Genomic DNA, 26,002 nt, shown 5'->3' with positions numbered 1-26,002 from the left:
GCAAAAAAGCCCCTCAGTTTATGAGGGGCTTTTTGCAAATAACCTATCACTTGTAATAGTTATAATCATTGAACGTCGCGATCATATCTTCTTGTGTGCCTTTCTTCCCGCGATTTGTATTAAAATATAACGTTCCGTCATCAAAATCAACAGCTTCTATTTCAAAAAGAGTAAATGCACTGCTCGTAATTCGAAATGAAAGGTCTTTTCTAGTAAACAACTCTTTTGAAAAATCTTTTGCAGGTGTTTCCTTTTGCTCTTTCAGGATTTGATTGATATTTAATGGATATGTGAGAATGACACTCACATTAGAAGCCCCTCCATTGGAGTCTGGCTTAGATAATGGTACATATAATGTTCCTTGATAGAAAGAAATGCCTTGAAGAATGTACTTAGAAACATCCACCACTGATTGATTTACAATCGCTTTCGTATAATTTAATGTAAACGTTACCTCATATTCAAATTGTCCTTTTTGGTCATTAAAATTCCCAATAAAAAAGCGATTGCCAGACCTGACAATAAACTTGTCCGCTCCAACAGAATATGTGATGCCGCTAATTGATAAATTCGCCCCTTGGTACTGAAGGACATAGGATTTAGCCACTTTGTACGTATTTTTCTTCGTGTTCACACTTAACTTCACTATCTTTTTTACATACTTTACACCATCGGCCATAGGCGCTACATATAAGCTAACTTGCTCATCACCTTTTTGAGCTTTCACAGCTAAGTCATTAGCATGTCCTAAGTCATTACTAGTACTGTTGGTATCAGAGTTTTTAAGGAGCTTAACAGTTCTATTGCTTGACGAGCCGTTCATTTTAATAGCGTACAATTGCGTCAAGTGATTTGACGTATTTATTTTTGCAGCATAAATCATATTATTATTACGATCTACAGCCATCCCTTGCATAGAAGTGTAGAACCCAGAACCGGACATTGCAGAATACGTTGTATATGTGTTGAAATATCCGGATTGTGCCTGAACAGTCGCGGACCACATACTGCAGCAAAAGATGACAGCCATTAGGATAAAATACTGCAATTTTTTCAATATAAACACTCTCCTATCATTGGAATTTATATCGTTTGGCTATTAAAAATAAAATCGTCACCATAGAAATGAATGACGATTTTTTTTAAATGATCATTAAACTCTACTTTTCAGCTTTAAACGCCTTTACCGTTTTACTACTTTCCGACATACCTATCCCAGTGACGGTGAAGTAGAGTTTTCCTATCTTTTGATAACAATCAACCTTTGTTCTCTTTCCACACAATACAAACTTGTATTTTCCTGTATACGAAGATACAACACCATAATACAGGTAGTAAAAGATACTAATTTTCAGGACTGATTTATAAAAATATCCTCTATTTTCTATTCGTGTTTTTATATACAAATATTATATATTTTTTCTAATATAGATACAAGGGATATTCTCATGACTAAAGACTCACCAAAATAGTAATTTAATATATAAAATGAAACTCCTTCTCTTACATGAACAATTCCGATTTAAAACATCAAAAAGATTCATTTTACGAATGCTTCAAACAAACTTATGATAAACGTAACAAAAATGTATAGGAGGGTTCGTCAGATGAGAGACATTAGAGTGTATCATGTTGATGCGTTTACAACTGAGAAATTTGGAGGAAATGCCGCTGGGGTGGTGTTGGATGGTGAGTTTTTAACAGAAGATGACATGCAGAGCATCGCCAAGGAGTTGAATTTACCGGAATCCGTCTTCTTGCTGCCTGCCCATGATCAGGAAGCCGATTATCGGGTCAAATACTTCACGCCAACGGAAGAGGTCAATTTCTGCGGGCATGCGACTGTTGGATTGACTTGGCTTCTGGCGACGGAGCTAGGGCTGGCTAAAGAGAGATCAGGGGTCGTGTTAGAAACAAAGATCGGCAATGTTCCTGTCGTATGGCACGAAGAAAATGGCAAGGTCGTTGATGTGGAAATGACTCAGGTGACACCGAAGACGCGAGATTTTGTCATTGATTTAGAAGAGCTTAGTGACATGCTTGGTGTGAGCATTGACCGCATTGATCCATCCTTTCCTATCAAATTAGCAAACACCGGTAACTGGCATCTTCTTGTTCCGATGAAGCACCAACAGGACATTGATCAAGCGGCACCGAACTTAGCGGCTTTAGCTAGAATGAATAAAGAGCATGGCATCTCGACAACCCACCTTTATACGTTCCACACCTCAAAAGAATGCGATCTTTATACGAGAGATTTTGCACCTGGGATTGGTATACCCGAAGATCCTGTGACGGGGGCAGCAAACGGGGCATTGGCTGGATATCTTTATTTGGAGGGCATCATTTCTCAGCAAGAAATCACTCACCTGAATATTGCCCAAGGGGATGCCATCGGTAGACCTGGCTTGCTTCGTATCACAGTCATTCCAAATGAATCAAAGCCGGTGATCAAAGTGGCAGGCGCAGCTGTCATCACGATCCGCGGCGTGTTGACTTTATAAAACACCAGCTTGAATGGGAGACATCCTGTTCAAGCTGGTTCTATTTAAAATGACTTTTGACCGTTTCAATCCATCTTTTCGCCGATGGGGAAGCTGCCTTGAACGATTTGAACGCCAGGTTGACCTCACGATAGACGTTCGTCTCTAGTGGAATGACTTTCGTATGAGGTATGTGCGGCGGCAAAATTAATTTTGGAATGATTGTGACCCCTAATCCTTCTTGAACCATAGAAATAAGCGTATTGTTGTCTTCAATTTCAAACAAAACATGAGGCTTCACGCTGCCTCTTTCTTTTAACAGCTTCTTAACGAGTATGTCACAGCCCGCTTTCGGCATGATAAAGGCTTCATCATGTAACGAGTCAACTTCAATCACTTTCTTCGTATGAAAGCGATGATTCTCTTGTATGAGCACCACCAATTCATCTTGAAAAAGTGGAAGGGTCTCGAATTCCCTCGATGACTGCGTTAAAAAACCAACATCAACCGTGCCTGAAGCGATCCATTCCTCAATCTCCTCATAACCACCTTCATATAACTCCAGCTTGATATGCGGATAGCTTTGCGTAAAACGATGAATAAGGCGTGGAAGGACATTTGAAGAAAAACTAGGGAATGTCCCAATCTTGATGCTCCCCACTTCCATCCCTTGAATTAGCGCCGCCTCCTGCTCAAGCAATGCCGCATGATGCAAGATTTGCCGGATATGCGGCATCACCCGCTCACCTGCGTCCGTCAACGACAGCCCGTTTCGATTCCTCCGAAGCAGCACAATCCCGAGTTCCGACTCAAGCTTCGCAATATTATGACTCACCCCAGACTGCGTCAGCCCAAGCTTCTCCCCAGCTTTTGTAAAACTGCCGCATTCGACGACTGTTAGAAATACTTTGTATTGGAATGTGATCAGTGTGCTCACCTCACTTATTAATTCGACGTTGCCGACGACGAAGACCTAGACGCTGCTTCATCAGCTTTCACACAATCAATCGCAACAACGAGCGCAATCATCACAGGCTCCATCTCTTCTTTCAAAATATCAACCTTATAGCTGTCACCCCAAGTAAACCATTCCTTCTTCACCTGACCGATCACTTCGCCATTCTGCAGCACTTGGAAATTCATATCCCACCAGTTACCTTGCACTTCGATCCCAGCAGCATCAATTGAATATTTTGCTTTAAAAAACGTAAACTCTTTTTTAATCGTCAATACCTCTTGACCATCAACTTCTACAAAAAACTTCGGTAAAAAGGTAAACATTTTCTTCGTAATCACAGCGATTTCATCTCGTTCTGTATTCAAAATGGTAAACGTCTTCGGCATCTTCATAAAGCTGCCTTCTACCACATACACATCCTTCTCCTGTTGATCCTTTACCGTAAATCTGCCGCTCAGGCTAAATACTTTCTGCTTCATGTAAAGCTGTTTCATATGTACCTCCGATTCAGTTCAAAAATTTATCCGTTCTTACATTACCTCTGATTATACCAAAAAATAGAATGTACAAAAAACCACCTGATAGCAGGTGGTTTTCGATTACTGATCCATTTTCAGAGACTCTTTTTCATATGTTTGAAAAGCATTTTCCATTCCCATGATGACTTCTTTAATTTTGACATAACCACTTGTGTAAGGAATAGAATCCCTAATCTCTTCCCACATAAAATGATAGAACTTCAGGTCTTCCGTTTCACACATCACAAAATCTGTGTAATCTTTACCTGGAAGAGCTTCAGCATCAAAAAAGCGCACCGTCACATGTTCCTCATATTTCTGCGTCAACTCTTGCAGCGAAGCCGCATGGGTTCTGCGCTCCTCTCGTGGTAAAGCAAGCCAAGATGGGTAGAACTCTAATAAAACAACCATCATATATTTCATCATCATACCCCCGATTCTTCTATGATGTGATGATTGTACGTCAGATCTAGAGATTGTGCATTAACATAGGTTAATGTTCAGCAGGATGAAGAAGCCTGCTCAGCGAAACCGGAGAAATACCAATATATGAGGCAATATGATATTGAGCGATACGTTGATGTAACCCGGGATATTTCAATAAAAACGCCTGATATCGCTCAATTGCCGGCAAATATAGCAGTTCCCTCTCACGCTCTTCCTTTCTCGTATACAGCCTCTCTACACTAACCCGAACAAACCGCTCCCACATATGACTTCTATCCATCAACATTTGAAGCAGATCATACGGAATTTCAATCACAATAGAATCCTCCATCGCTTCAATCGAATAAGGAGAAGGCTGCCCGTTGATCATACTTGCATAAGAAGTAGCAAAATCATCTTCCAACGTAAAAGCCACGTTGTACTCCCTTCCATCCGGTAACAAATAGAAGAGACGGAAGAGCCCCGTTATGCAGAAATAAGCGTGCTTCACAGGATCGCCAGCCTTGACCATGCATGTACCCGCTTTTAATTGTTTAATCGTTGTTCCATCTTTGAAGGCTTGCCAATGATTTTGTTCAATTGGATATTTGGATATTTTGGTTTTGAAAGTGTCGTATGGGTCAGTTATTTTGTCCATCTGTTTTTTACCTCCTAATAAGGAAAACTCAAGCCTACTTGGGGATTGTTTTTATTATCAATGCTCAAAATAAGTCTGTCACAATACGTGATGCAAAAAAAGTCTCGTTTGAGGGAAATCACTCAAATGAGACTTTTTTTAGTTATGATTTAATACCCATTTACAAAGTAAGCAATGGTTTCTAACTCATCTTCTTTCAGTTCTCTGTTCACATGTGCTTGATATTCACTCATGATTCTCTGCCGATCTCCACCACATCGATCAGTGAATTTCGCAATTATCCTAAGTTTGTCTGTTTCCTGACGAAACTCCTCTTTTGTCCACGGTCTTTGGTGTGAAGGAATATACGTATCGACATCAAAAGCATTTAACTCATCTAAAAGACGTAATATTTCTTTCACCGTATAATGGACTTTTTCGGCATACATTTTCGGATAAATGCAATCACCAAGAAAAAGGATTTTCTCTTCTTTCACATACACGATCACTGAATCTGCCGCATGATCGCCTCCAACATGCTGCACGATGCAAGTGACTCCGCCAAGATCAATCTCTATCCGACGGTCAAAGGTCACATCCGGTAAAACCACCTGAATATCTCGATGTTCCTGATATTCTTCTTTTATCGCCTTCGCGCAAAACTCAATCTCCGTTCCTTCCCTCACCCGCTCATCAATTGCCTCATCTGACCACGAAAACGGAACAAGCTCCTCTATTTCCTTTCTTGTCTGTGCAGAAGCAATTGAAACCGTATCAGGCAGCGCTGGCAGACCAAAAATATGATCCCAGTGCCAATGCGTGAGGACAACGAGATCGGGCGAAACGTTCTCATGCTTTAAAGTTTTTTGGATGAAATAATTCGCATGATCTTCTGAGTTGCCGGCATCGATCATTAATGTTTTGTTATTGCCTGCGACCATGCCTAGGATGGGGCGGTCGGTAAGTGATACTGGTGTGATGTACCAAAAACTCTGACCTATTTTTTTAATTGAGTGCAAAGGTGCTTCCTACTTTCTGTCATTATTTTTTAAATTGAATCACGTTTTTTCCCATCGTTCTACTGTTTAAGTATATCGAATTTCATTACTCGAAGTAGCACGCGAAGCCAATATTGTTACAATGATCGCGATTGCAACGCCTAAAGCACCTGCCCAAGTAACGGAAGATAGAGAAACCCTCTCTACAAAGATACCTCCAATAGCTGCACCTGCAGCCATCGCTAATTGCATCATTGACTGATTGAGACCTAATAGTATACCTGATGACTCTGGCTCCATTGTAGCTAAGTGATATTGTTGAGTCGGGCCAGAAGACCATGCAGCAAATGACCATAATATTAAAATGAGTAATACTCCAACATAAGAATGCGTAACTAGTGAGAGCAATATGAGCATGATGACATGTAATGTCATTCCACTAATCAGAGTAAAATTCACACCCCATCGATCGGTACTAAATCCACCAAACTTTGACCCAACTAGACTAGCAATCCCGAATACGAGGAGAACTCCACTCAGCAATTTGCTGCTTACACCCGATATATTTAAAAGGTAAGGGGATAAATAGGTATAGGCAATTGAATAACCACCGAGCCAGAAAAAGGTGATGGCTAATCCCAACACTACTTTTGGTTTTTTAAAAAGAGCGAGTTGTTGAATTAAAGGTACAGGTTTATCCCCTTGGATTTTTGGAATCGTAAGAGAAATGATCACCATGGCTAATAATCCGAGTAAGGCTATTCCTCCGAATACAGCTTTCCAACCGAAGAAATCACTAGTCATTCTGCCCAGTGGGACTCCAATGATCAATGATGCTGTAAAGCCCATTACTACTGTAGCAATAGCGGTACCTTGCTTACCTTTTGGTGCAATTTTTTCAGCAATTGTTAATGCAGTAACTACGACCATCCCCGCTCCAAGAGCCATAATAATTCTTGACACAATAAATAATTGATACCCAGGGAGGACGAATGCAAGAATATTACCTAGAATAAAAACGCTAAGTGAAAATAACATTAACTTGCGTTTATTCATTCCCGATGTTAAAGCCATTAATACTGGGGTGAAGATGGCATACACAAGAGAAAAAATCGTAATTAACTGGCCGGCTGCAGCTATCGTAATCCCTAATGATTCAGAAATATTATCCAAAATACCAGAGATGATATACTCTGATGTACCAACTAAAAAACTGACAATAGCTAAAATGTAAATCTTTACAGTGTTTGACAATGTAGATCACTCCTTATATATAGTGCATTTACATATCTAGAATTGTTAATATGTATGGACAAAAAAACATATTACGATAAGTCGATTTGTATTTAATAAATGAAACTGAATTCTGATGTATGAATTCAGTTCATTTATTAAATATTTTTTTCTAGAATCTCAGCAATTTGTTTTATGGCATTTTCATCTCTTTTATAATACGTGTATTTACCTATACGCTCTGTCGTAATTAATCCAGCTCGTAGTAAAATTGAAAGGTATTGAGATGCTGTTGATTGCGTCATTTTCAATTTATCTGTTATTTGACTAACACATACCCCTGTAGTATTCATATCAATCCCTTCATGGGGTGTAAAATGACAATCAGGTTCCTTTAACCATTGTAAAATTTGCAGTCTGGATTCATTGGATAAGGCTTTGAAAACTTCTATTGGCTCCATACACACCATTATATCGATAAATAACGATATGTCAACATGTGTTGTTTGAGATTCCTTAAAAATTTCTATTTTACTAGGTCATTCCCGCAGCTTTAGGCTTAATCGCGTTTTTTTGCGGGGTGGTTATATCTTCTATCCTGGTGCAATGGAGATGTTTGATGGAAAAGGATTAGAGCACTTTTTTGCTGCTTGTACAGCTAAATTTAGCCTTCTCACCCCTCACTAACTTATGATAAGGCTCACCGTGATGCCTTTAAATGAGGTTATTAAAAAACCTTGGTGGAAAATCTCTAGAAATACATTTAAATTAGAAATTGCTTATCACTCGCTGGCCTGCGGTGAGTTCCTCGCCCGTGATTGGATCAACGCCTGTTGCGGCACGTTTTGCATCGTTCACGCCGGTCAGTTCATTCACGATGTTTCCGCCATAATCGAGTGCTTTTTCATACCAAGGACGGTTGGCGAGGGCTTCTTGTTGTTCTTTTTTTAAGTTGAGATATTCAGAAGTTTGCTTTTCAATATCGCTTTTGTCTTGTAGATTTCTCTATTTTGATACGCTTTTACATGCAATCCCAATTTTTTATTCAAGCGTATAATTATTATGGATGATTACAAAAAAGTCTACTTATAAATTTTATAAGTAGACTTTTAAGCGCAACAATTGCCATTAGAATTAATAAGACTTACATTTTTCTATTTAATATTCTTTTCAATATTACTTCTAATAAAATTCTCAATTTCTGTTTTTTTGCTTTGTTTTAAAATTAATGAAGAAAACTCTCTTTTTTGTATCTTATTATCTATAAATAAATATTTCATTATATTCTTCATATTAGTTGATGAGGCTTTATATTCTATGTCAGCTATAGGGGAACAAGAAATTATTGTTTTTATATCGTCTACAAGCTTTTTATCATTAAGATTAATTTCAAAATAATAATATATTGCTGCTAGTATAATAGATACTCCTACTATAAATTTACTCTGTCTTTCTTTTTTATCTGAAACCATACTCATTGAAAATGGAAATTCTACTTCATTTGATATCTTTATAATTAGTTCATTAAAATCATCAAATATTTCTCTCATTTCTATTAAGTTTTCATCTTCATTTCTTTTGAACAATTTGGATTTTCTCTCTAAAAAGACTTTCGAAGCAGTAATTCCATCCCTTATATTTTCTTGTAACCCCTTTTCTAAAACACTAAATATTATACATATTTCTTGGTGATTTTTTTGCTTATCGTTCCTACCTTTCGTAATATTATAAAGTTTCAGTAATTTCATCTCTCTTAAATTATCGAAATGAAATAGATTATCCTCACTATCCTCAATCAAAGAATTAATAAAGTTACTTATAAATTTACTCGTTTCTGAAAAGTAAGTTGCCATTTCAATTTCTTGTATTTCTAAAGGTTTTGTGTTTCTATTATATCTTTTAAATAATTCTATCTCTACTTCTGGATCTTCAAAGCTTTCAAATTCTAGAATTGATAAATGACTCCCTAAGATTTTAATTTTATCTTTTTTATCTAACTCAGAAAATTTTTTATTATCATATGCTGGATTTTCCCCTATTATCTCCAGATTTTTCAATGGAAATTTATTGTTTATATATCTAAAAATCGCATTTAAACGGTGTTGTCCGTCCATTACATGTCTAATTTGAGCATCATTTTCACCAGAAATAACCAGAAAAACTTCTGGTATTGGTATTCCAATCAATAGTGATTCAATAATTGAGCTCTCTTCTCGAATGGAAGATCGATATTTACGTTGATAATCTGGACTTAAAACAATTCCATGTAATATCTCTATCTCTTCTTGTTCAGTTAAGACATCTAATTTTAGATACTTTTCTCCCTTTTCAATAAATGTAACGATATCTTGAACCGATATTAACGGTCTATTTGATTTTATATTTCTCATGGACTCTTTAAATTTAGAGCTCATCATCAAATATCATCCCCCTTCATCATCTCGTGTTGGAAGTTTATAGATTTAACTACATTATCTTTATCAGGATAAATATTTTCAAAAGTAATACCAAGATTAAAAAGCTCTTTCAACATATTTTTCTTCGCTTCTTTATTTATTATTACAATTTTTCCAAACTCAAATAATCTTCTCTCAAAGTCTTCTCTATCTTGTGTAGATACTTTTAAAAAACACCCTTTTTGAAAATGAATTCTTTCATTTGAATTACCTAATTTAATAAAATATGACCTGGCAGAAAATTTATTCAAACCATCTACCACGTTAGTATCGGAGTAATCTATTAATTTCTCTTTCCTATTAATTGTGTCATCATTATAAGAGAGAGCGTCAATAAAGTATACTATAGAATGATGTTCCCTATATTCATAGTCTTCAATTGCAAATAATAAGGAAATCAAGTGTGCTTCAGTAAAGTCTAAATACTCTGTAGGTAAGCCAAAATGTTGGCCTTCCGCTCTTAATGCTTCTTTTGACTTCCCTATAATATCTCTATCATAAAATACAATTTTTTGTTTAAAAGCACTCTCATACTTATCTGCATATATTTCAAAATCCTTTGTATACCTTCTATGTAATGAGGGGATTAATTTGTTTGTACAGTTTTTTTGTCCTCTTGAGACATAGTTTTCAGCAGGTTCTAGTTTCGAGACAAAGTCAATATATTCGCTAAGTTTATTTATATATATAATCTCATCTTTATTTATGCCCAGCATTTCGGAAAGTGTATGCGGAATATTATACTCTTTCCATTTTTCTTCTTCTTCTTTCCTTCTATTTACTAAATTGTTTATTTTGCTGTAATCTAAAATCAATTTCCCATCATCTAATTCTTGTTCTAAGTCAATTATTTCTTCTATTTTAATATCTTTTAAATATTCTAATTCATATTTATTTGAATTAATTTCTGGTTCTTTTAACATAATAAAGTAAGACTGCTTTATATATGTTAAATTTTTTAAGTAAACTTCGAACTGTTCTGTCTCTTTATCCTTAAAATTTGAAAGTTCTTTTTCTATTAAGTCATCTTGCATTTGTGTAATTTCTTCTATTTCTAAAGAATACTCTACCATTATTCTTTTTAATTCTTTTTCATTACAACTTAAATCAATCTGTTCTAATAGTTCAATACCGAAAATATTTCTTTTTGTATTTTGCAAGATATCACCCCTTTGTATTATTATACACAATATCCACTTTTTGTATAATATCACTTATGATAAGGCTCCCCCCGCACAATCCGAAAAGCCCGATAAATCTGCTCCACCAACACCAATCTCATCAACTGATGCGGAAACGTCATTTTCGAAAACGACAGTTTATCATTCGCACGCTGCATGACAGCGTCGCTTAAGCCAAGGGATCCGCCTATGACGAAACATACTTTGCTTTTTCCGTATGTTGCCAGCTTATCTATTGTATCGGCTAATTCTTCGGAAGTTTTCATTTTTCCTTCGATGGCGAGGGCGATGACGTGGGCGTCTGGGTTGATTTTGCTTAGGATGCGTTCGCCTTCTTTGTCTTTGATGATTTTCATGTCTTGATCGCTGAGATTCTCGGGTGCTTTTTCGTCCGCAAGCTCAATGATTTCGATTTTCGCATAGGCTTGTAATCGTTTTGTGTATTCGGCTATGCCTTGCTTTAAATATTTCTCTTTTAATTTTCCTACTGTGATAATTGATATATTCACAGGTCATCCCCACCTTAAGAACAAGTTATTCATATAAGTTATCAACAATTGTGGATAAAATTTGTGTATTTTGTGTCCGATCATTCGTTCCCCACTATATATATTGCAGGTTCATCGCACAATTCACAGGTTGTGGATAAACTGTGTGTATGTTCGATTTTTCTGAATTCTGGCGGTGTTTCATGGTCATCTATGTACATGTCTAGTACGGTTTCTATATGTTCTGCACAAGCATAAAGTGATTTGTTCATAAGTTTCTAATTCCTCCAATATGTTGTCTCGTTATTCACAAGTGTTTCGCTCATTGTTCAATATAACCGATTTATTCACATGTTAATAGTCTTTTACCATTTTCCACACCTTTTATCCACAAACCAAATAAAAAAGCCTCCACTCCTGTGAAGGCTTCTTTCTATAAAAACGGATTATAAAATCTCGTTCCTCTAACAAATGTAATCACTAACGAAACAATCAGTACCACACCAACAAATACGAACGCCACATAATCTGCTTTTTGAAAGTCTTTTGCCGTAAACCATGTACGCTTTTTATGTTTCCCAAAACCACGCAGCTCCATTGCATTGCTGATCGTTTCAATCCGCTCCAAGCTGGAGAAAATCAGCGGCATGACAATAGACAACGCATTTTTGATTCGTTTCCCCAGTTTTTCATTCTTCGATAAATCAATGCCTCTTGCTTGCTGAGAAATCGCGATCGTACGAAAATCCCGCTGAATATCTGGAATATAGCGCAAGGCAATCGCTACCGCATAGGAAATCCGGTAGCTGACCCCAATTCTGCTGAGCGATGAGGCGAATTCACTTGGATTTGTTGTCACAATAAATAAAAGCGCTGCTGGCATCACGGTCACGTATTTTAGCGTAATGTTCAACTGATAGAAAAGCTGTTCAAGTGTGACGTTGTACCAGCCGGCAATATGAAACAGCTCATGCTTTGCTCCGTAGATGGCGACACCTTGCTGAGGCGCAAAGATGTAAATGGCGATGTTATTAATCACTAGGAAAATCGCCAGGACGATCACCACGAAGGAAATATCACGAAATCGTACGTTTGATAGCTGAAAGAATACGATACTGGAGGCTAACATAAACACTAAAACGCCTGTATCATACGTGAGCATCGCTGCGGATGACCAGAGGATAAAGCAAATGAGTTTGGTTGCACCTGTCAGCCGGTGAATCGGCGACGGGCGGTCGATATAGGACAGCATGTCTACAGCCATGTCATTCGTTCCTTTCTGTCAACCTCAATGAAGCGATCCACGAGTTCATTTGGATTCGGCCAATCAGCTTTCAGCGCCAGTTCATACAGCGATGTTTCCTTTAAGCTCGCCTTTTGGACAAGCAGCTGATCTGTCAGTACTTTGGCTGGTGTATCATCTGCGATTTTTTCTCCATCTGAAATGACAATGGTTCTTGTTGTGTATTCTAGCATTAAGTGCATATCATGGGTGATCATGAAAATCGTGACACCCTGCTGATTCAATTGCTCTAAAAACGTCATCATCTCTGTATAATGTCTAAAATCCTGTCCGGCTGTTGGCTCATCTAAAATGATGATTTCTGGCTCTAATACAAGAATAGACGCGATGGTGACGCGTTTTTTCTGTCCAAAGCTGAGGGCTGAGATCGGCCAGTTCCGAAATGGGAACAGTCCGCACACCTTCAGAACCCGCTCCACCCGTTCCTTGATCTCGTCTTCCTTTACGCCTCTTAAAACGAGACCGAGTGCGACTTCATCAAAGATCATTTGTTTTGAAATCATTTGATTTGGGTTTTGCATGACGACGCCGATTCGTTCAGAGCGCTGTTTGATTGTATCTCCTGTGATGTCTTCACCATTTAAAAGAATGGTCCCTTTTGTTGGCTTTTCAAACGCACAGAGCACCTTAGATAATGTCGTCTTGCCTGCGCCATTGGCTCCTGCGATGCTGATCATTTCTCCTTTTTTGACGGTAAAAGAGATGTTGCTCAGCGTGTTTGGTCTTGTTGGATAATCAAAACTCAGCTCGCGCACTTCTAGTAAATCCTGTGCTGCAATCTGCTCTACTGATGGCTCAGATGCTTCCATCCACTTCTCAATTTTCTCTTTTGCCTCATCGTCTAAGGTGAGACGCTGTAAATCAGCGATTTGATCTCCTGGCGCGACCGGAATGCCTGCATATTTCATCGCCTTTACATATAAAGGCTCACGTAAATACGCCGCTTCTAGAACATTTGAGGCGAGCAATTCATCTGGTGTCATATCCGCTACAATCGTTCCTTCATTGACAACGATGATGCGGTCCACATGACGGAAGAGGACGTCTTCTAATCGGTGCTCAACCATCACAATGGTTTTTTTCGTTTGTTTTTGCAGCCGGTCAATGAGGTCGATGACTTCTTTACCTGTTGCGGGGTCAAGGCTTGCAAGTGGTTCATCAAACAGCAAAATGTCGACATCGTTGACCAGTACACCAGCGATAGCGACACGTTGTTTTTGACCACCTGACAGCTCATGCACGGAAGATGCCAGCTTGCCGTCTACCTCTGTTAATTTTGCCGCTTCCTCGACACGTGTTTTCATTTCTTCACGTGTGACTTGATCATTTTCAAGCGTAAACGCAATGTCTTCTCCAACGGTGAGCCCAATAAATTGTCCATCAGGGTCCTGAAGCACCGTTCCGACAAGCTGTGAGAGGGAGAAAATGTTCTCTTTCTCTGCATTTTTCCCGCCGATGTGAAGACTTCCTTCCATAGAACCTTTATAAGACGCAGGAACTAGCCCATTAATACAATGGGCTAGTGTGCTTTTTCCCGATCCAGACGGGCCTGCGACGAGAACTTTTTCTCCTTCATAGATGGTCAGGTTGATATCCTTTAATGTTGGTTCTGCCTGACTGCGATACTTGAATCCGAAATGTTCGAATTGAATCATCGGTTTCTTCATTTATGTGTTCCACCTTGCCTCATGATGTTTCTTTCGATAGACTGCCGCTTTTGCTTCTCGTTTTTGCATAGGCTGCAATGATGATGGTTCCTAGTACACCAACTGTGATGATGTTTGAAATCCCTGCCACGATGCCTTGAACAAATACTTTGTTCGCAGGTTCTGCATAGATCACAATGTCGAGCACAGGAGCAATGATAAACCAGCCTAATGCCTGTGCACCTGCTTGCACGGCGTTGAAGAGCGTGATTTTCTTCCAGCCGAAGTCTCCCTCTTCTACTTTTAATCGATTAGAAATGAAGCCGATCAATAAACCAACCACACCCGAAACAATAATCCAGCTCCACCAAGGGCCAAATGTGGTTGCATCTTTAATGAGATGGCCAATAAAACCAATCAGTGCGCCTGCAACAGGACCAAATAGCACGGCCATTAATGCAAGGAATGCGTATGAGGTTTCAATTTGTGTATTCGGAATTCCAGTTGGAATGGAGACAAATCGTCCTAAAATCACAAAGACGGCTGCGCCAATTCCAATAGCAACGACAGTTTTCGTTGAAAGTTGTTTTCCTGCCATGATGTATCCTCCTCTTATTCGTATATAATGCGCGGAGCTTTGCGAATCGAAAGGCGCCAGCCTGTGCCTGTACCGATGTTATAAGCCTTTGCAAATGACCCTTGATTGATCGCCACGCCTAAATGGTCTAGTGAATTGACATATACGAGTGGTTCGCCTACCTTTAAGTCGGCAAAAGATCGTCCATAGGTCATGATATTTTTATACACATTTTTCGGCCCGTTGGCAATGGTAACTTCTATTGCATCCCCATAATTAATTGAAAGCTGTTCAAATAGCGTGTGATGAATGTTTGTCCACAGGTTTCCGAATCTCACATCTAAAATATCAATCGTCCCTGTGATCACATCTTCTTCCGCATATGCCTGTACGACTGGAAGATGGATAATATCATCAATATTCGCCTTTGGCCCAACCTCTTCAAAAGAAATGACACCTGATGCAATTCTTGCCCCTGTATAAGCGTAAATATCTCTCCCATGGAATGTATGTGATTTTCCCGACTTTGGCAGCCGGTTAATGGTTTCATCTAAATAACGGGCTTCCACAATGCCAATATCCTGCGCGACGTGCGTGAGTGTCCCGTTATCTGGGGTAATGATATAGTGTGAGCTTGTCGTTTTGACAACAAGACTTTTTCTCTCTGACCCAACACCTGGGTCAACGACGGAAACGAATACCGTCTCTTCCGGCCAGTATGTGACGGTTTGAAGCAGGCGATAAGAAGCTTCCCAAATGTCATACTGCGGAATATTGTGTGTTAAATCAAAAATGCGGATCCTGCTGCTGACCGTATTTGCCACTCCGTACATTGCACTGACAGCTCCATCATCAATGCCGAAATCTGATTGTAAAACCAATGCATGTTCACTCATGTCAATCTCCCTTTCATTTGAAAAAATGGATGTGGTGTTTCACGTGGAACATTTGAACAATTGTATGAAAAAAAGTGGACAATAAAAAATACCCCATCCTTATCTTTGAATCATAAGGACGAGGTATTTGTCTCGTGGTACCACCTTTATTTACTGTTTGCTCGCGCTAAACAGCCTCTACAAGTACAAAGCTCCAATCTGGCTCATATACTGTGGTTTTGATAACGAGTACCAACTCTCGTCGTCACCTACTAATATCATAGATATGTTCAGCACGAGGCTCAGAGACCATTTTTCGAATCATTATTTTTGCTTCTTTTCAGCTGCCGAAGCTCTCTGTGGAAAAATTGATGATTGTACTTTCTCTCGTCATTGCCTGTATAATTATCTTGAATTAAAGCTATCATACATGATGTTTTTTCATAAATCAAGATATTTTTCTGAACATTTTTAAAAATGAGTCAACTGGTGCTGGAAGAGTCTTCTTTTTATGAAATTTAAACAAATGTTAAAGAGCAAGATATGGTGTCTTTCTATTCTAGGGGTATAATAAAGGTGAAGGGAGGTACAGCGTGTGTGGACCATCTGTATGAATGAGTTTAAGCAGCTCTTCAAAAGCACAAAATCTATTTTAACAATTGTTATTATTTTCATTTTATCTACTTTTGTTTCAAGTCTTCCATTTATCGCTGCTCATCAGGAACAATGGGAACTGGCAAAGGATCCTTATTCTATTGGGAATGAACTGGTGATTTCTTTATTTGGTTTTTTCCTTATTTTTTTGTTGTCTCATGATATTTTAAGCCGCGAAATTCATTTGAAAACCATTCGTTTTCTCGTCAGTAAAACAACCCGTTTGAACATCATCATCGGGAAATATCTTGGACTGATGCTGTTTTGGCTTAGCTGTATTATGACGACATATGTCCTGAATATGATGATTTCACACCGTTTTCTGTTCTCTGATGCGTTAAAAATCTTAACCTTTATCAGTGTCGGTATCTCATGTGCTTTATTTTTGTCCATGCTCTTTCCAACACCGCAGAAATCAATGTTTGTCGGCATGTTGTTTTCCTTTCTTTTCCCAATCGTCAGTATGATTTCTGTTCTTTCTTCAGAACGAATGATTCATTGGTTCCAATATATGACGCCTTATTATTATGCGCGCTGGAGTGAACCGCTGACCTACGTCCTAATGAACACGGCATTGACCGTTATCTTACTCATTGGAACTGCACTGCTGTTTCAAAGGAGGGATGTGTAGATGCTTCATACAAAAGGGCTTACAAAAAAATATCGTACAAAAGTCGCAATAGATGATATTAATCTTGATGTCAATCAAGGTGATATCTTCGGACTCATTGGACCAAAGGGATCTGGTAAGACGACGTTTTTCAATATTATTACCGGAATCTCCCGCCCTACCTATGGTACGTTTACAGTGATGAATAAGCCTTCGCTAAAAAAAGTGAGGCAGCATATCGGTGTTCTGCCTGAATATACGGATTTATATGAAGGTCTTACGGCTCTTGAGCATATTGCCTATTTATCAAAAATCACCGGAACACGCCAGAAGACGAGTGATTATGAAGAACTGCTCGAATTTGTCGGCTTACATCATGATCATCAGGAGAAGGTCGGTGCCTTCACACCTGGTATGAAAAAGCGGCTTGGAATGGCGCAGGCCATTGCCCATCAGCCGGAATTTATTTTACTCGACGAGCCTTTTGCCGATATTGATGCAGATTCGATTTTCCACATTCAGCGGGTCATTGAAGCATTAAAGGATGAAGGAAAAACCGTCTTTTTAACAGCTGACCGCCCAAGGTTTACCAATAGTATTTGTACCAAAACTGCATTCATTTCTGAAGGAAAATTAGTGTCCCCACATACTCATCCTCAAGAGAAAACCATCACATCCTCAAACATACGTGCAACCTTCAAGCATGCATGGATTGATGATGAGGTGAAACCTGTTCTCACGCAGTACCTACAAACTGTCGGAACAGATCTTGTGATCAGTGATGACGAGACCTCATTGTTAATTCGTTCAGAAGCTCAAGTTCCAGCGATCATTCGCGCTTTCGTGAAGTGTAAAGTCGATTTATACAGAGTCACGGCTCAGGATACCATGATGTCCTCATAAAAAAGTACCGTACGCTTTCTGCACGGTACTTCTTCTTTTTTTATGGCTCTGTTTAGTGTTGATCTTTAACACATATTTAGTAAAACTCGGATACATTTTTACAATGTTCCTCTAATTCAACTATTGTAATTAACTGTGTTTTTGGATATTGGCTTGTGTTATCTGCGGAATACGTTAAATGAACTAATGCGAATTTTTTTAGTTCACTTATCCAATAAACTATATCATCGTTATCTTCCCTTTTTGCAACTGCGACAGCCTTTTTTCCGTAGAGAATGTGATTTGGATGAACTTCTTTCTTTAATTCTGCATTAAAAAACTCCGACATACTATCATTAATTATCCACCAAGGTTCATCCATAAATTTTTCAAGAACACTTATCATATCATGAATCACTTCCCTAAAATACCGTTTCCGATCTTTATACTTTCCCAACCGAACAACGTGTTCCGATGAACAATGAGGGCTCTCGAATCCGTCCTTGAGTGGTATTAGGAATTCAAAAAGCTCTTTTTTATAAAGGTTTACTCATATAGATCCCAGTTTCTTCAAATCCTGTTTTTCGTACAGCGAACGGGCGATTTGATTGTGAGCAAAGACATGGAGCGAGAGTTTTTGCACACCTAATGACTTTGCCTCCTCTTCTAATGCAGCAATAGCCTGCTTTGCAAAGCCTTTTCCTCGATAAGCTTCAAACAAAATAAAGTTATAAATAAATCCTTCATGCTGCGGGTGATTCGGGTCATAGCAAAGCCAAACCCAGCCAATCGCTTCATCTCCGTTTAAGAAATTCCACAGCTCATGATGCTCTGTCTGAAGTCCTTCTGGAAGGAGTCTGTCAAATTGTTCTTCTGCGTTCGCAAGTGATTCTTCCTTTTCCCATGTCCCTGCGAGTACCTTTTCTTCCGCGTACCGCTGAATGGCCTTCTTTATCAATACATCGTAATCGGTTTGTGACATCCGTTGTAGTGTAACCAATCGTACAACCCCCTTTTCTTCATCATATGTCAGTCATGCCAAAAAACCCAGTCCCTTACTGGAACTGGTTAGCTGCCATATCGGTCGGTTTGAGAAAGTTTAATCTCTGCTGATTTTTTCTTCCCGCTTCGGTAAAATTGCATTCTTACCTTGTCGCCGACCTTCTGTTGATATAAGTATTTACGAAGATCTACGATATTCTGTACACTTTTGCCATCAAAGGAGGTCACGACATCCAGCTCTTTTAGTCCTGCTTTTCCTGCTGGAGATAAAGGCTCAACACTCATGACAACAACCCCAGATGTGACCTTGGATGGCAGCTTCAATGTTTCCTGCCAGTGGTAACTCGCAATATCCGCTAATGATTTCATGCCGACGCCAAGATACGGACGCTTCACCTCTCCATAGCGCTCTAAATCCTCTATGACAGGGATAACCAAATTCGCTGGAATAGATAGCCCGATTCCTTCTACCTCTGATTCAGCAATCTTCATTGAGTTGATGCCGATCACTTTTCCGTCCATATTGATCAAGGCACCACCGCTGTTTCCAGGATTGATGGCGGCGTCTGTTTGCAGTACTTCTGCATTCCAATCCGTTTGTCCGTCTCCATTTGAGTCGACAGGGATCGCTCGCTCCGTGCCCGAAATGACCCCTTGTGTGACAGAGCCTGCGAATTCAAGCCCTAATGGATTTCCAATGGCGATGACTGGCTCACCCGGCTTCACATGATCTGAGTTACCGAAGGCTGCCGTTTTCTTGATTTTATCACTTTTGACAGTGAGAACCGCTAAATCCATGAGCTGATCACTGCCGACAAGATTGGCACCAATTCTTGTCCCATCATGAAGGCTCACTTCAAGCTGGTTGGCGCCTTTGATGACGTGATGGTTTGTGACAATATAAAACGTGTCACCCTTTTTTTTATAGATCACACCTGACCCGCTGCCTGCTTCTCCGCCTTCCTCCCAAAAGCTCGACTTTTGAATATTAATGACGCCGACTACCGTATCTGACATATTAGACACCACTTTCGTGACAGCATCATTGACGTTTACATTCACAGTTTTTAAAGGGCCCTGAGATGTTTGTCCATCACCGTTTTGCTGCCATCCAAAGGGACTGCCGCTCTGTCCAGATACATAGGGGAAAAAGAATCCCATTAAAAAAGCTCCTACCAATACACCGATCAAACCAGAAAGAAAATATCCTTTTCTGCTTCGTCTCGGCTTCCACTCTACATCGCGATAATCCACTATGTTTCCTTCCTTTCAGTGAATAGATGATGTATATAGTGTTGGTAAGAAGCTCTTATCTTAATCATACGATTGTAAAAATCATACGGCGCAAAGCGGGGTTGCTTTTTTCGGGTCCGTATCAAATAAATCAAAGCCGTCCCCGACAACAAAGCCCTTCATTTCAAGCGTCTGCTGGACCGCCATACGGGCTAAATCCTTCATGTTGTTGTCTTGACTCAAGTGAGCCAAATAAATGCGTGAGGTGGCATCTCCAATGACATCTGTCATCGCAAGAGCAGCATCTTCATTTGATACATGTCCGACATCGCTCAGAATTCTACGCTTAATGCTCCATGGGTATCGGCCCATTTGCAGCATACCGACATCATGATTGCTCTCAAACACAAACGTATTGGCTGACTTAATAATGCCTTTCATGCGGTCACTCACATAGCCGGTATCTGTCATGAGCGCAAGTTTGCGCCCTCCATAATGGAATACGTAAAACATAGGCTCTGCCGCATCGTGTGAGACGCCAAATGACTCGACATCAAGACCGCCAAAGGATTGAATGGTCTCCATATCAAAATGGAATTTCTGCTCTGTATCGATTTTTCCGATATGAGATTCCATCGCCTTCCATGTTTTCGCATTTGCATAGACAGGAAGCTTGTACTTTCTTGCCATGACACCAAGCCCTTTAATATGATCGGAGTGCTCGTGTGTCACAAAAATGCCGTCCAAGTCTTCAGGCTTGCGGTCGATTTGGCCAAGCAGCTCGACCATCTGTTTGCCGCTTAAACCAGCATCGACCAAAAAGGCATGCTCGTCTGTTTCTAAATAAAAAGCGTTCCCCGTACTTCCGCTCGCTAGTACACTGAACTGCAAGCTCATGTTCTCTCACTCCATTGAAGATTTGTCATCTTTCTCTATATGATCAAGTGTTGAGCCATCGATGGCATTGATCAAATATTCTTCCTCTGTCTTTTTCTTTGAACCTGCTGATACGCCTTCAAGCTCCACACGCCATACAGGAACCATGACTTGCGTGCTTGCCCCCGGGTATTGCGTATAGTAACCAAGCTCTACCTTTTTCACGGTCGTGTTTTGGCTCAGCAAATTTTGCGTATATAAGTCCTTCACGGTTTCAAGTGCTGGGACAAGTGTTTCTTTTCTCACTTCATTAATCGACGTCACCATTGACTGCTGATAAGAGACAACTTCGTTTTGATCGTTAAGATCTAAGGTGATTTTCCCGATGGTTTCGGTGTCATCAAGGCCTTCTTGGAAGATGTATTTCCCTTTATACGTTTGAAAAAAGACGATTTCCCCTGTCTCTTCATCTATATTCCACAGCTTATAATTCTTCCCATCCAGCAAACGCTGGTTCACAAGGTTCGTCGCCGCTGTTTTGATATCCTTTTTCGGCAAGGCAACTGGTTTGTTGAAGGTCATTTCAAGCAGCGTGACAGGATCATCTTTGTCTGTTTTCGGGAATGTGCTTTTCGCCTTTTGATCAGCTAATCCGTCGACATCCTTTTTCGTATATTGTTTCTTTTCAGCTGTAATGCGGTATCCAATCTTCGCTTCATCTGATAGATTGCCATATTTGATCCCGTCTGCCTTCATTTCTTCCAGCGTATCCGTTTTTTCGATAATCGCAAAATGATCGGTTGACCGTTTTTCAAAGTATTGAAAACCTAGAAAGATATCGAGAACGAGAAAGGCTAGGATAAAGATCGTTTTGGTCTTATTCCACTCCATGATTCTCGCTCCCCTCTGTCAAAAGATCATTCGATAGAATCACGGTTTTGCCGTTATACTTCATACACCATACAGGCTCCAGCCAAACAAACATCGCTTGATCTTGATCTGATGAAGTTGAAGCAGCTTGATATGCAGGGAAAATCTGTTCAATTTTCTCCAGATCATCATATTTCGTCTGCTTGATGATCAAGTCCTTCAGCTCTGTGCCGTTCATCAGCTTGACCTGTTCACTTTGACTCGCTTTATTGCCAAGAATATAATTTGGACGCTTGTAATTCAAAATGTCATCATTCGCCCATTGGACTTCAAGGGAAGTCATCCCAAATGGATGCTTTGTACTGTTCACAATCGGCAGACCGTCCATAAACATATTAAAGGACAGCTGCTGGTTGCTGTTGATGCCAAAGTATTGGTAGTCATCAGTAAAGCTTCCCGTATCATTGAAATATTTCATGCTTCGCTTGATCAAATCCCCCGTTTGGAAAACAGTGCTGGAATTGATATTGCGATGCTGATATTGAATGCGGTGGTCTTTTTGATTGGCTTCAAGGCGGCTTGTGCCATCTGTGTACACCGTCCGGTTTAAATTAGATTCCTCACCGACAAGGCTCGGATCCGTAAACAAAGCGTCTTTGAACTTGTTTGTCTTAATCGTTTCGATAAAGAACATTTTCGCTTCAAGCTGCTTTTGCTTTCTCGGAAGAAGGAAATCTCGTTTAGAATTCGTAGAGAATGTATAAAGATCATAGCGCGGCATCTCGTTTTGAGCGGCAGCGATACTGTCCATCAGATTACGGTAGTTGGCGGACTCAATTGTCAGCTCAAGCACCGTTTCCTTGCTGTATGAGACCAAGTACACTTTCTTATTGGCCTTATCCTGCTGAGCGAACGGCACGATCATCCGATCAAACGAGTTGTATTCAATGGACTTGTTCGGCCATTTAAAAAGCGCTTGGAAAATATCAATCGGAATCGGATCATTGAACACAAGATCCAATGTCTTTCCTTGCCCTTCGCGTCCATAGAAGAAATTCTTAAATTTCTGCTCGGAATATTGATCCGACACATCATTAATCTCTTTGACATCCCAAAGGCTCACATCATTCCAAAAGTTTTGAAAGAGTTCCTTTTGATCTACTTTAAAATGCTCCCCATTTGAATGGATAAACATCTCGCGCGGCTTCACGACATCAATGAGACTTCTAGGCTCGTCGCTTGAAATCTTCTTCGTTTCCACGACCTTTGTGCCGGTATCTGCCTGATCCTGCATGACGGGCTGGAACATCCAGATATTCCACGTAAATACAAGACTGATCGCAATTAGGATTGTCAATATTATGGTTTTAAAGGTCTCACGCTTCATCCCAATCATCCTCTTGTTCTTCATTGTACGGAAGGGTAAAGGTCACCGTTGTCCCTTTTCCTTCAATGCTGTCAGCCCAAATATCTCCGCCATGAGCCTGAACCATTTCTTTTGCAATCGCAAGACCTAGGCCGGTTCCGCCCAGCTTCCTTGTTCTTGCTTTATCCACTCGATAAAAACGTTCAAAGATTTTATCCATATCCTTCTTCGGAATACCGATGCCTTCATCTTTCACGCTGAATAACACAAGGCCTTTCTCCTCATCCAAATCGACGGTAAACGTGATGTGTCCACCCTCTGGTGAGTATTTCATGGCATTGGAAATGATATTATCGAGCACCTGTGTAATTTTATCTTGATCGATTTCTACATATACTTCACGCTGCGGCAGGTTGCGGATAAAATCGACATGCTGCTCCTTCGTCATTTCAAAACGATCAATGACGAGCGAGATAAACCTGATAAAGTTCGTCCACTCACGGTTGAATTGATAATCCTTGCTGTCGAACTTAGACAGCTGCAGCAGGTCATTGACAAGCCGGATCATGCGCTCAGTTTCATTTTGTGTGACACTAAGGAATCTTGGCGCAAGCTCTTTATCACCAATCGCACCTTCAGCCAGCGCCTCAAGGTAGCTTCGCATCGTCGTCAGCGGTGTGCGCAGCTCATGCGATACGTTCGCGACGAATTCACGGCGCTCAGCATCAATTTTCTCCTGCTCAGTGACATCATAAATGACCGCAATTAAGCCATCAATTTTCCCATGCTCTTTCTGAATAACGGAGAAATTAACACGCAATACAGACAGCTGGTCTTCTCGTTCAATTTCGATCAGCATGGAGTCTTGATTTTCGACTAAATCTTCAAATGTATGAGTTTCCTCTAATCCAAGTAAAGACGTAATCGGCATCTCTAATGCTGTTTCACGTGAAACATTCAACAGCTCTAATGCGGGGCTGTTTAATAGAATAATTGCACCGTTTTGATTCGTTGCGATGACGCCGTCCGTCATATAGGCAATAACAGAAGAAAGCTTTTTCCGCTCACCCTCCGTCATCAGCTGAGCTTCCTCCAGCTCTCTCGTCAGATGGTTAAAGGTTGTCGCAAGCTGGCCAATCTCATCATGCCCATACTTCCGGACCTTCCTGGAGAAGTTTCCTTTGGCAAGCTCGATCGCTTGCTTTCTCATATCTGAAATAGGATGAGTGATCGTTCTGAAGATGAAAATACCAAGTAGAGCAGTCGTCCCAAGTGCAATCAGTGTCCCTGTTGCCAAAATGGTGTTAATGGTTCGCATTTGGTTAAACACACTTTCCATTGAAGACACAACATAAATCACACCAACGGTCTCTTGGTTCTCATTTTTTACGGCTGTCGCAGAAATACGCACCCTTTTATTTGATTCAGGGTCATAGAATTTTTTTTCATAGTCTTTGCCAACCGCGAAAATACGGCTAATGATTTGATCAGTGATTTTCTTGCCGGCAATCTCTTGGCTGCCATTATTGACAGAGGCAATGACCTCTCTGCTTTCGTCAATATAGCTGACTTCAGAGATTTCATTAGACTCATCTTTGTTGTTAAAATCGTTCAATATCTTTTGAGCATCCTCTTTTAATTCTGCCTTGCTTTTCGATGAATCTTGTTCTAGGTAATACGATAACGAGTAGATTCGCTGATTCAAGGAATTATCATATGAATTAATTAAGGACTGCTCTAGCTGCTTCACAAAGTACACGCCAATGATCTGCATGGCGACGATGATCAGCAGCACGTAAATCAAGGTCAATTTGAAGTGAATCGAGCGAAAAAAACCTACTTTACTCATAAGAATCTTAGTCCTGCTCTGGGTTTCTTAAATAGTAGCCGACGCCTCGTCTTGTCACGATCCAGCTCGGATGGCTAGGGTTGTCTTCAATCTTTTCACGAAGACGGCGGACTGTAACATCTACTGTACGGACATCTCCGAAGTAATCGTAGCCCCATACGGTTTGCAGCAAGTGCTCACGTGTCATGACTTGTCCGATATGTTTCGCTAAGTAATGAAGCAATTCGAACTCACGGTGCGTCAATTCAATCGTTTCCTCACGCTTAGACACCACATACGCATCTGGATAAATGACGAGTGATCCAACCTCAATATCATTTGATTCAGATTCTTCCTCCGTCTGCGGAGCAGCGGTTTGTCTTCTCAAATTCGCTTTCACGCGGGCAAGCAGCTCACGCGTGCTGAAAGGCTTTGTCACATAATCATCTGCGCCAAGCTCAAGGCCGATGACTTTATCAATTTCAGAGTCTTTTGCTGTCAGCATGATAATGGGCATGTCGTATTTCTTTCTCACTTCACGGCATACTTCAACACCATCTTTATTCGGCAGCATAATGTCGAGCAGAATAATGTCCGGCTTAATTTCTTCTACCATTTCAAGGGCTTCGTTTCCATCATATGCACAATGGACCTCATAGCCCTCTTTCCTTAAATTAAATTCCAATATATCAGCAATCGGTTTTTCATCATCTACGACAAGAATCTTTTTTTCCATTGTGATTTCCTCCTGCATTTTTAGCATCTATGTCATTCCATTTTGCATATATCATTACGCCTTTTCCGTTTACGAAAAAAAGGCTCACTGTCTATTATAACGTTTTACGAGGCAAAGATAAAAATAATAACGGCTTTCTTTTCTAGTAAACGTTGGATAGGAAGGC

26 protein-coding genes, 2 pseudogenes and 1 other annotated feature are annotated in these 26,002 nt (G+C 40.1%); of the genes and pseudogenes, 3 read left to right on the top strand and 25 right to left on the bottom strand.

Features of this window, described 5'->3' with window-relative positions; translation table 11 throughout:
* Positions 1-46 precede the first annotated feature (46 nt).
* Positions 47-1,030, bottom strand: a complete 984-nt coding sequence (locus AOQ70_RS08700; protein WP_059375781.1) for a hypothetical protein — start codon at positions 1,028-1,030, stop codon at positions 47-49.
* A gap of 577 nt (positions 1,031-1,607) precedes the next feature.
* Between AOQ70_RS08700 and AOQ70_RS08695 the strand changes: the two genes are divergently transcribed.
* Positions 1,608-2,504: a PhzF family phenazine biosynthesis protein gene (locus AOQ70_RS08695; RefSeq protein ID WP_059375769.1), complete on the top strand. Its 897-nt coding sequence runs from the start codon at positions 1,608-1,610 to the stop codon at positions 2,502-2,504.
* Positions 2,505-2,544: 40 nt separating this feature from the next.
* Here the strand turns inward: AOQ70_RS08695 and AOQ70_RS08690 are convergent, their stop codons facing one another.
* The 16 genes and pseudogenes from AOQ70_RS08690 to AOQ70_RS08625 all read right to left on the bottom strand — a co-directional run bounded on the left by AOQ70_RS08690 (position 2,545) and on the right by AOQ70_RS08625 (position 15,800).
* On the bottom strand, positions 2,545-3,420 hold the full coding sequence (locus AOQ70_RS08690) for a LysR family transcriptional regulator (protein WP_231730852.1): 876 nt from the start codon (positions 3,418-3,420) through the stop codon (positions 2,545-2,547).
* 8 nt (positions 3,421-3,428) lie between these two features.
* Positions 3,429-3,935, bottom strand: coding sequence for an LURP-one-related/scramblase family protein (locus AOQ70_RS08685; RefSeq protein ID WP_059375766.1), 507 nt, complete (start codon positions 3,933-3,935; stop codon positions 3,429-3,431).
* Between the two features lie 105 nt (positions 3,936-4,040).
* The gene (locus AOQ70_RS08680; protein ID WP_059375778.1) at positions 4,041-4,382 is read right to left on the bottom strand and encodes a darcynin family protein; all 342 of its coding nucleotides are present in this window, start codon (positions 4,380-4,382) and stop codon (positions 4,041-4,043) included.
* A 70-nt stretch (positions 4,383-4,452) separates the two neighbouring features.
* The gene (locus AOQ70_RS08675; RefSeq protein ID WP_059375764.1) at positions 4,453-5,043 is read right to left on the bottom strand and encodes a Crp/Fnr family transcriptional regulator; all 591 of its coding nucleotides are present in this window, start codon (positions 5,041-5,043) and stop codon (positions 4,453-4,455) included.
* Positions 5,044-5,192: 149 nt separating this feature from the next.
* Positions 5,193-6,041 carry an MBL fold metallo-hydrolase gene (locus AOQ70_RS08670; protein WP_059375762.1) on the bottom strand — a complete coding sequence of 283 codons (849 nt, stop codon included), beginning with the start codon at positions 6,039-6,041 and terminating at the stop codon, positions 5,193-5,195.
* Positions 6,042-6,107: 66 nt separating this feature from the next.
* Positions 6,108-7,274, bottom strand: coding sequence for an MFS transporter (locus AOQ70_RS08665; protein ID WP_025093702.1), 1,167 nt, complete (start codon positions 7,272-7,274; stop codon positions 6,108-6,110).
* 137 nt (positions 7,275-7,411) lie between these two features.
* On the bottom strand, positions 7,412-7,714 hold the full coding sequence (locus AOQ70_RS08660) for an ArsR/SmtB family transcription factor (protein ID WP_059375759.1): 303 nt from the start codon (positions 7,712-7,714) through the stop codon (positions 7,412-7,414).
* Between the two features lie 322 nt (positions 7,715-8,036).
* Positions 8,037-8,275, bottom strand: a pseudogene (locus AOQ70_RS19245) (pre-toxin TG domain-containing protein); the annotation flags it as partial.
* A 132-nt stretch (positions 8,276-8,407) separates the two neighbouring features.
* Positions 8,408-9,670 (bottom strand): DUF262 domain-containing protein, encoded by a 1,263-nt coding sequence (locus AOQ70_RS08655; protein WP_231730851.1) that lies wholly within the window; start codon positions 9,668-9,670, stop codon positions 8,408-8,410.
* Positions 9,670-10,869, bottom strand: coding sequence for an FRG domain-containing protein (locus AOQ70_RS08650; protein ID WP_059375772.1), 1,200 nt, complete (start codon positions 10,867-10,869; stop codon positions 9,670-9,672). The genes AOQ70_RS08655 and AOQ70_RS08650 overlap by 1 nt, the downstream gene beginning before the upstream one ends.
* Positions 10,870-10,919: 50 nt before the next feature.
* On the bottom strand, positions 10,920-11,399 hold the full coding sequence (gene rlmH, locus AOQ70_RS08645; protein WP_059375758.1) for a 23S rRNA (pseudouridine(1915)-N(3))-methyltransferase RlmH: 480 nt from the start codon (positions 11,397-11,399) through the stop codon (positions 10,920-10,922).
* Positions 11,400-11,479: 80 nt separating this feature from the next.
* On the bottom strand, positions 11,480-11,650 hold the full coding sequence (locus tag AOQ70_RS19240) for a CxxH/CxxC protein (protein WP_008360116.1): 171 nt from the start codon (positions 11,648-11,650) through the stop codon (positions 11,480-11,482).
* A gap of 161 nt (positions 11,651-11,811) precedes the next feature.
* The gene (locus AOQ70_RS08640; RefSeq protein ID WP_059375755.1) at positions 11,812-12,642 is read right to left on the bottom strand and encodes an energy-coupling factor transporter transmembrane component T family protein; all 831 of its coding nucleotides are present in this window, start codon (positions 12,640-12,642) and stop codon (positions 11,812-11,814) included.
* A complete protein-coding gene (locus AOQ70_RS08635; protein WP_059375753.1) occupies positions 12,633-14,348 on the bottom strand; it encodes an ABC transporter ATP-binding protein in 1,716 nt (571 codons plus the stop codon). Before AOQ70_RS08635 ends, AOQ70_RS08640 begins: the two co-directional genes overlap by 10 nt.
* A gap of 19 nt (positions 14,349-14,367) precedes the next feature.
* Positions 14,368-14,925, bottom strand: coding sequence for an ECF-type riboflavin transporter substrate-binding protein (locus tag AOQ70_RS08630; RefSeq protein ID WP_024424020.1), 558 nt, complete (start codon positions 14,923-14,925; stop codon positions 14,368-14,370).
* A 14-nt stretch (positions 14,926-14,939) separates the two neighbouring features.
* On the bottom strand, positions 14,940-15,800 hold the full coding sequence (locus AOQ70_RS08625; RefSeq protein WP_041089455.1) for an SAM hydrolase/SAM-dependent halogenase family protein: 861 nt from the start codon (positions 15,798-15,800) through the stop codon (positions 14,940-14,942).
* 111 nt (positions 15,801-15,911) lie between these two features.
* Positions 15,912-16,182, bottom strand: a binding site (T-box leader).
* Positions 16,183-16,374: 192 nt separating this feature from the next.
* Between AOQ70_RS08625 and AOQ70_RS08620 the strand changes: the two genes are divergently transcribed.
* Complete coding sequence (locus tag AOQ70_RS08620; RefSeq protein ID WP_058838361.1) at positions 16,375-17,064, top strand: ABC transporter permease subunit; 690 nt, start codon at positions 16,375-16,377, stop codon at positions 17,062-17,064.
* A complete protein-coding gene (locus AOQ70_RS08615) occupies positions 17,065-17,946 on the top strand; it encodes an ABC transporter ATP-binding protein (RefSeq protein ID WP_059375750.1) in 882 nt (293 codons plus the stop codon).
* A 76-nt stretch (positions 17,947-18,022) separates the two neighbouring features.
* On the opposite strand, the gene AOQ70_RS08610 is transcribed toward AOQ70_RS08615, so the two are convergent.
* The 8 genes and pseudogenes from AOQ70_RS08610 to yycF all read right to left on the bottom strand — a co-directional run bounded on the left by AOQ70_RS08610 (position 18,023) and on the right by yycF (position 25,836).
* Positions 18,023-18,274: a hypothetical protein gene (locus tag AOQ70_RS08610; protein ID WP_231730854.1), complete on the bottom strand. Its 252-nt coding sequence runs from the start codon at positions 18,272-18,274 to the stop codon at positions 18,023-18,025.
* A gap of 187 nt (positions 18,275-18,461) precedes the next feature.
* A pseudogene (locus AOQ70_RS08605) lies at positions 18,462-18,925 on the bottom strand (GNAT family N-acetyltransferase).
* Between the two features lie 68 nt (positions 18,926-18,993).
* Positions 18,994-20,184, bottom strand: a complete 1,191-nt coding sequence (locus tag AOQ70_RS08600; RefSeq protein ID WP_442854376.1) for a S1C family serine protease — start codon at positions 20,182-20,184, stop codon at positions 18,994-18,996.
* Between the two features lie 78 nt (positions 20,185-20,262).
* Positions 20,263-21,057, bottom strand: coding sequence for an MBL fold metallo-hydrolase (locus AOQ70_RS08595; protein ID WP_058838357.1), 795 nt, complete (start codon positions 21,055-21,057; stop codon positions 20,263-20,265).
* Between the two features lie 6 nt (positions 21,058-21,063).
* Positions 21,064-21,927, bottom strand: coding sequence for a two-component system regulatory protein YycI (locus AOQ70_RS08590; protein WP_058838356.1), 864 nt, complete (start codon positions 21,925-21,927; stop codon positions 21,064-21,066).
* Complete coding sequence (yycH, locus tag AOQ70_RS08585) at positions 21,914-23,293, bottom strand: two-component system activity regulator YycH (protein WP_059375742.1); 1,380 nt, start codon at positions 23,291-23,293, stop codon at positions 21,914-21,916. The genes AOQ70_RS08590 and yycH overlap by 14 nt, the downstream gene beginning before the upstream one ends.
* Positions 23,283-25,121 (bottom strand): cell wall metabolism sensor histidine kinase WalK, encoded by a 1,839-nt coding sequence (gene walK, locus AOQ70_RS08580; RefSeq protein ID WP_024424029.1) that lies wholly within the window; start codon positions 25,119-25,121, stop codon positions 23,283-23,285. The genes yycH and walK overlap by 11 nt, the downstream gene beginning before the upstream one ends.
* Positions 25,122-25,128: 7 nt before the next feature.
* The gene (gene yycF, locus AOQ70_RS08575) at positions 25,129-25,836 is read right to left on the bottom strand and encodes a response regulator YycF (protein WP_024424030.1); all 708 of its coding nucleotides are present in this window, start codon (positions 25,834-25,836) and stop codon (positions 25,129-25,131) included.
* Positions 25,837-26,002 lie beyond the last annotated feature (166 nt).

The organism is Bacillus sp. AM 13(2015) (assembly GCF_001518755.1).
Classification (GTDB): domain Bacteria; phylum Bacillota; class Bacilli; order Bacillales; family Bacillaceae; genus Bacillus; species Bacillus safensis.
Note: the sequence above shows the minus strand (reverse complement) of the source record. Positions and strands in the feature narration are given on the sequence as shown.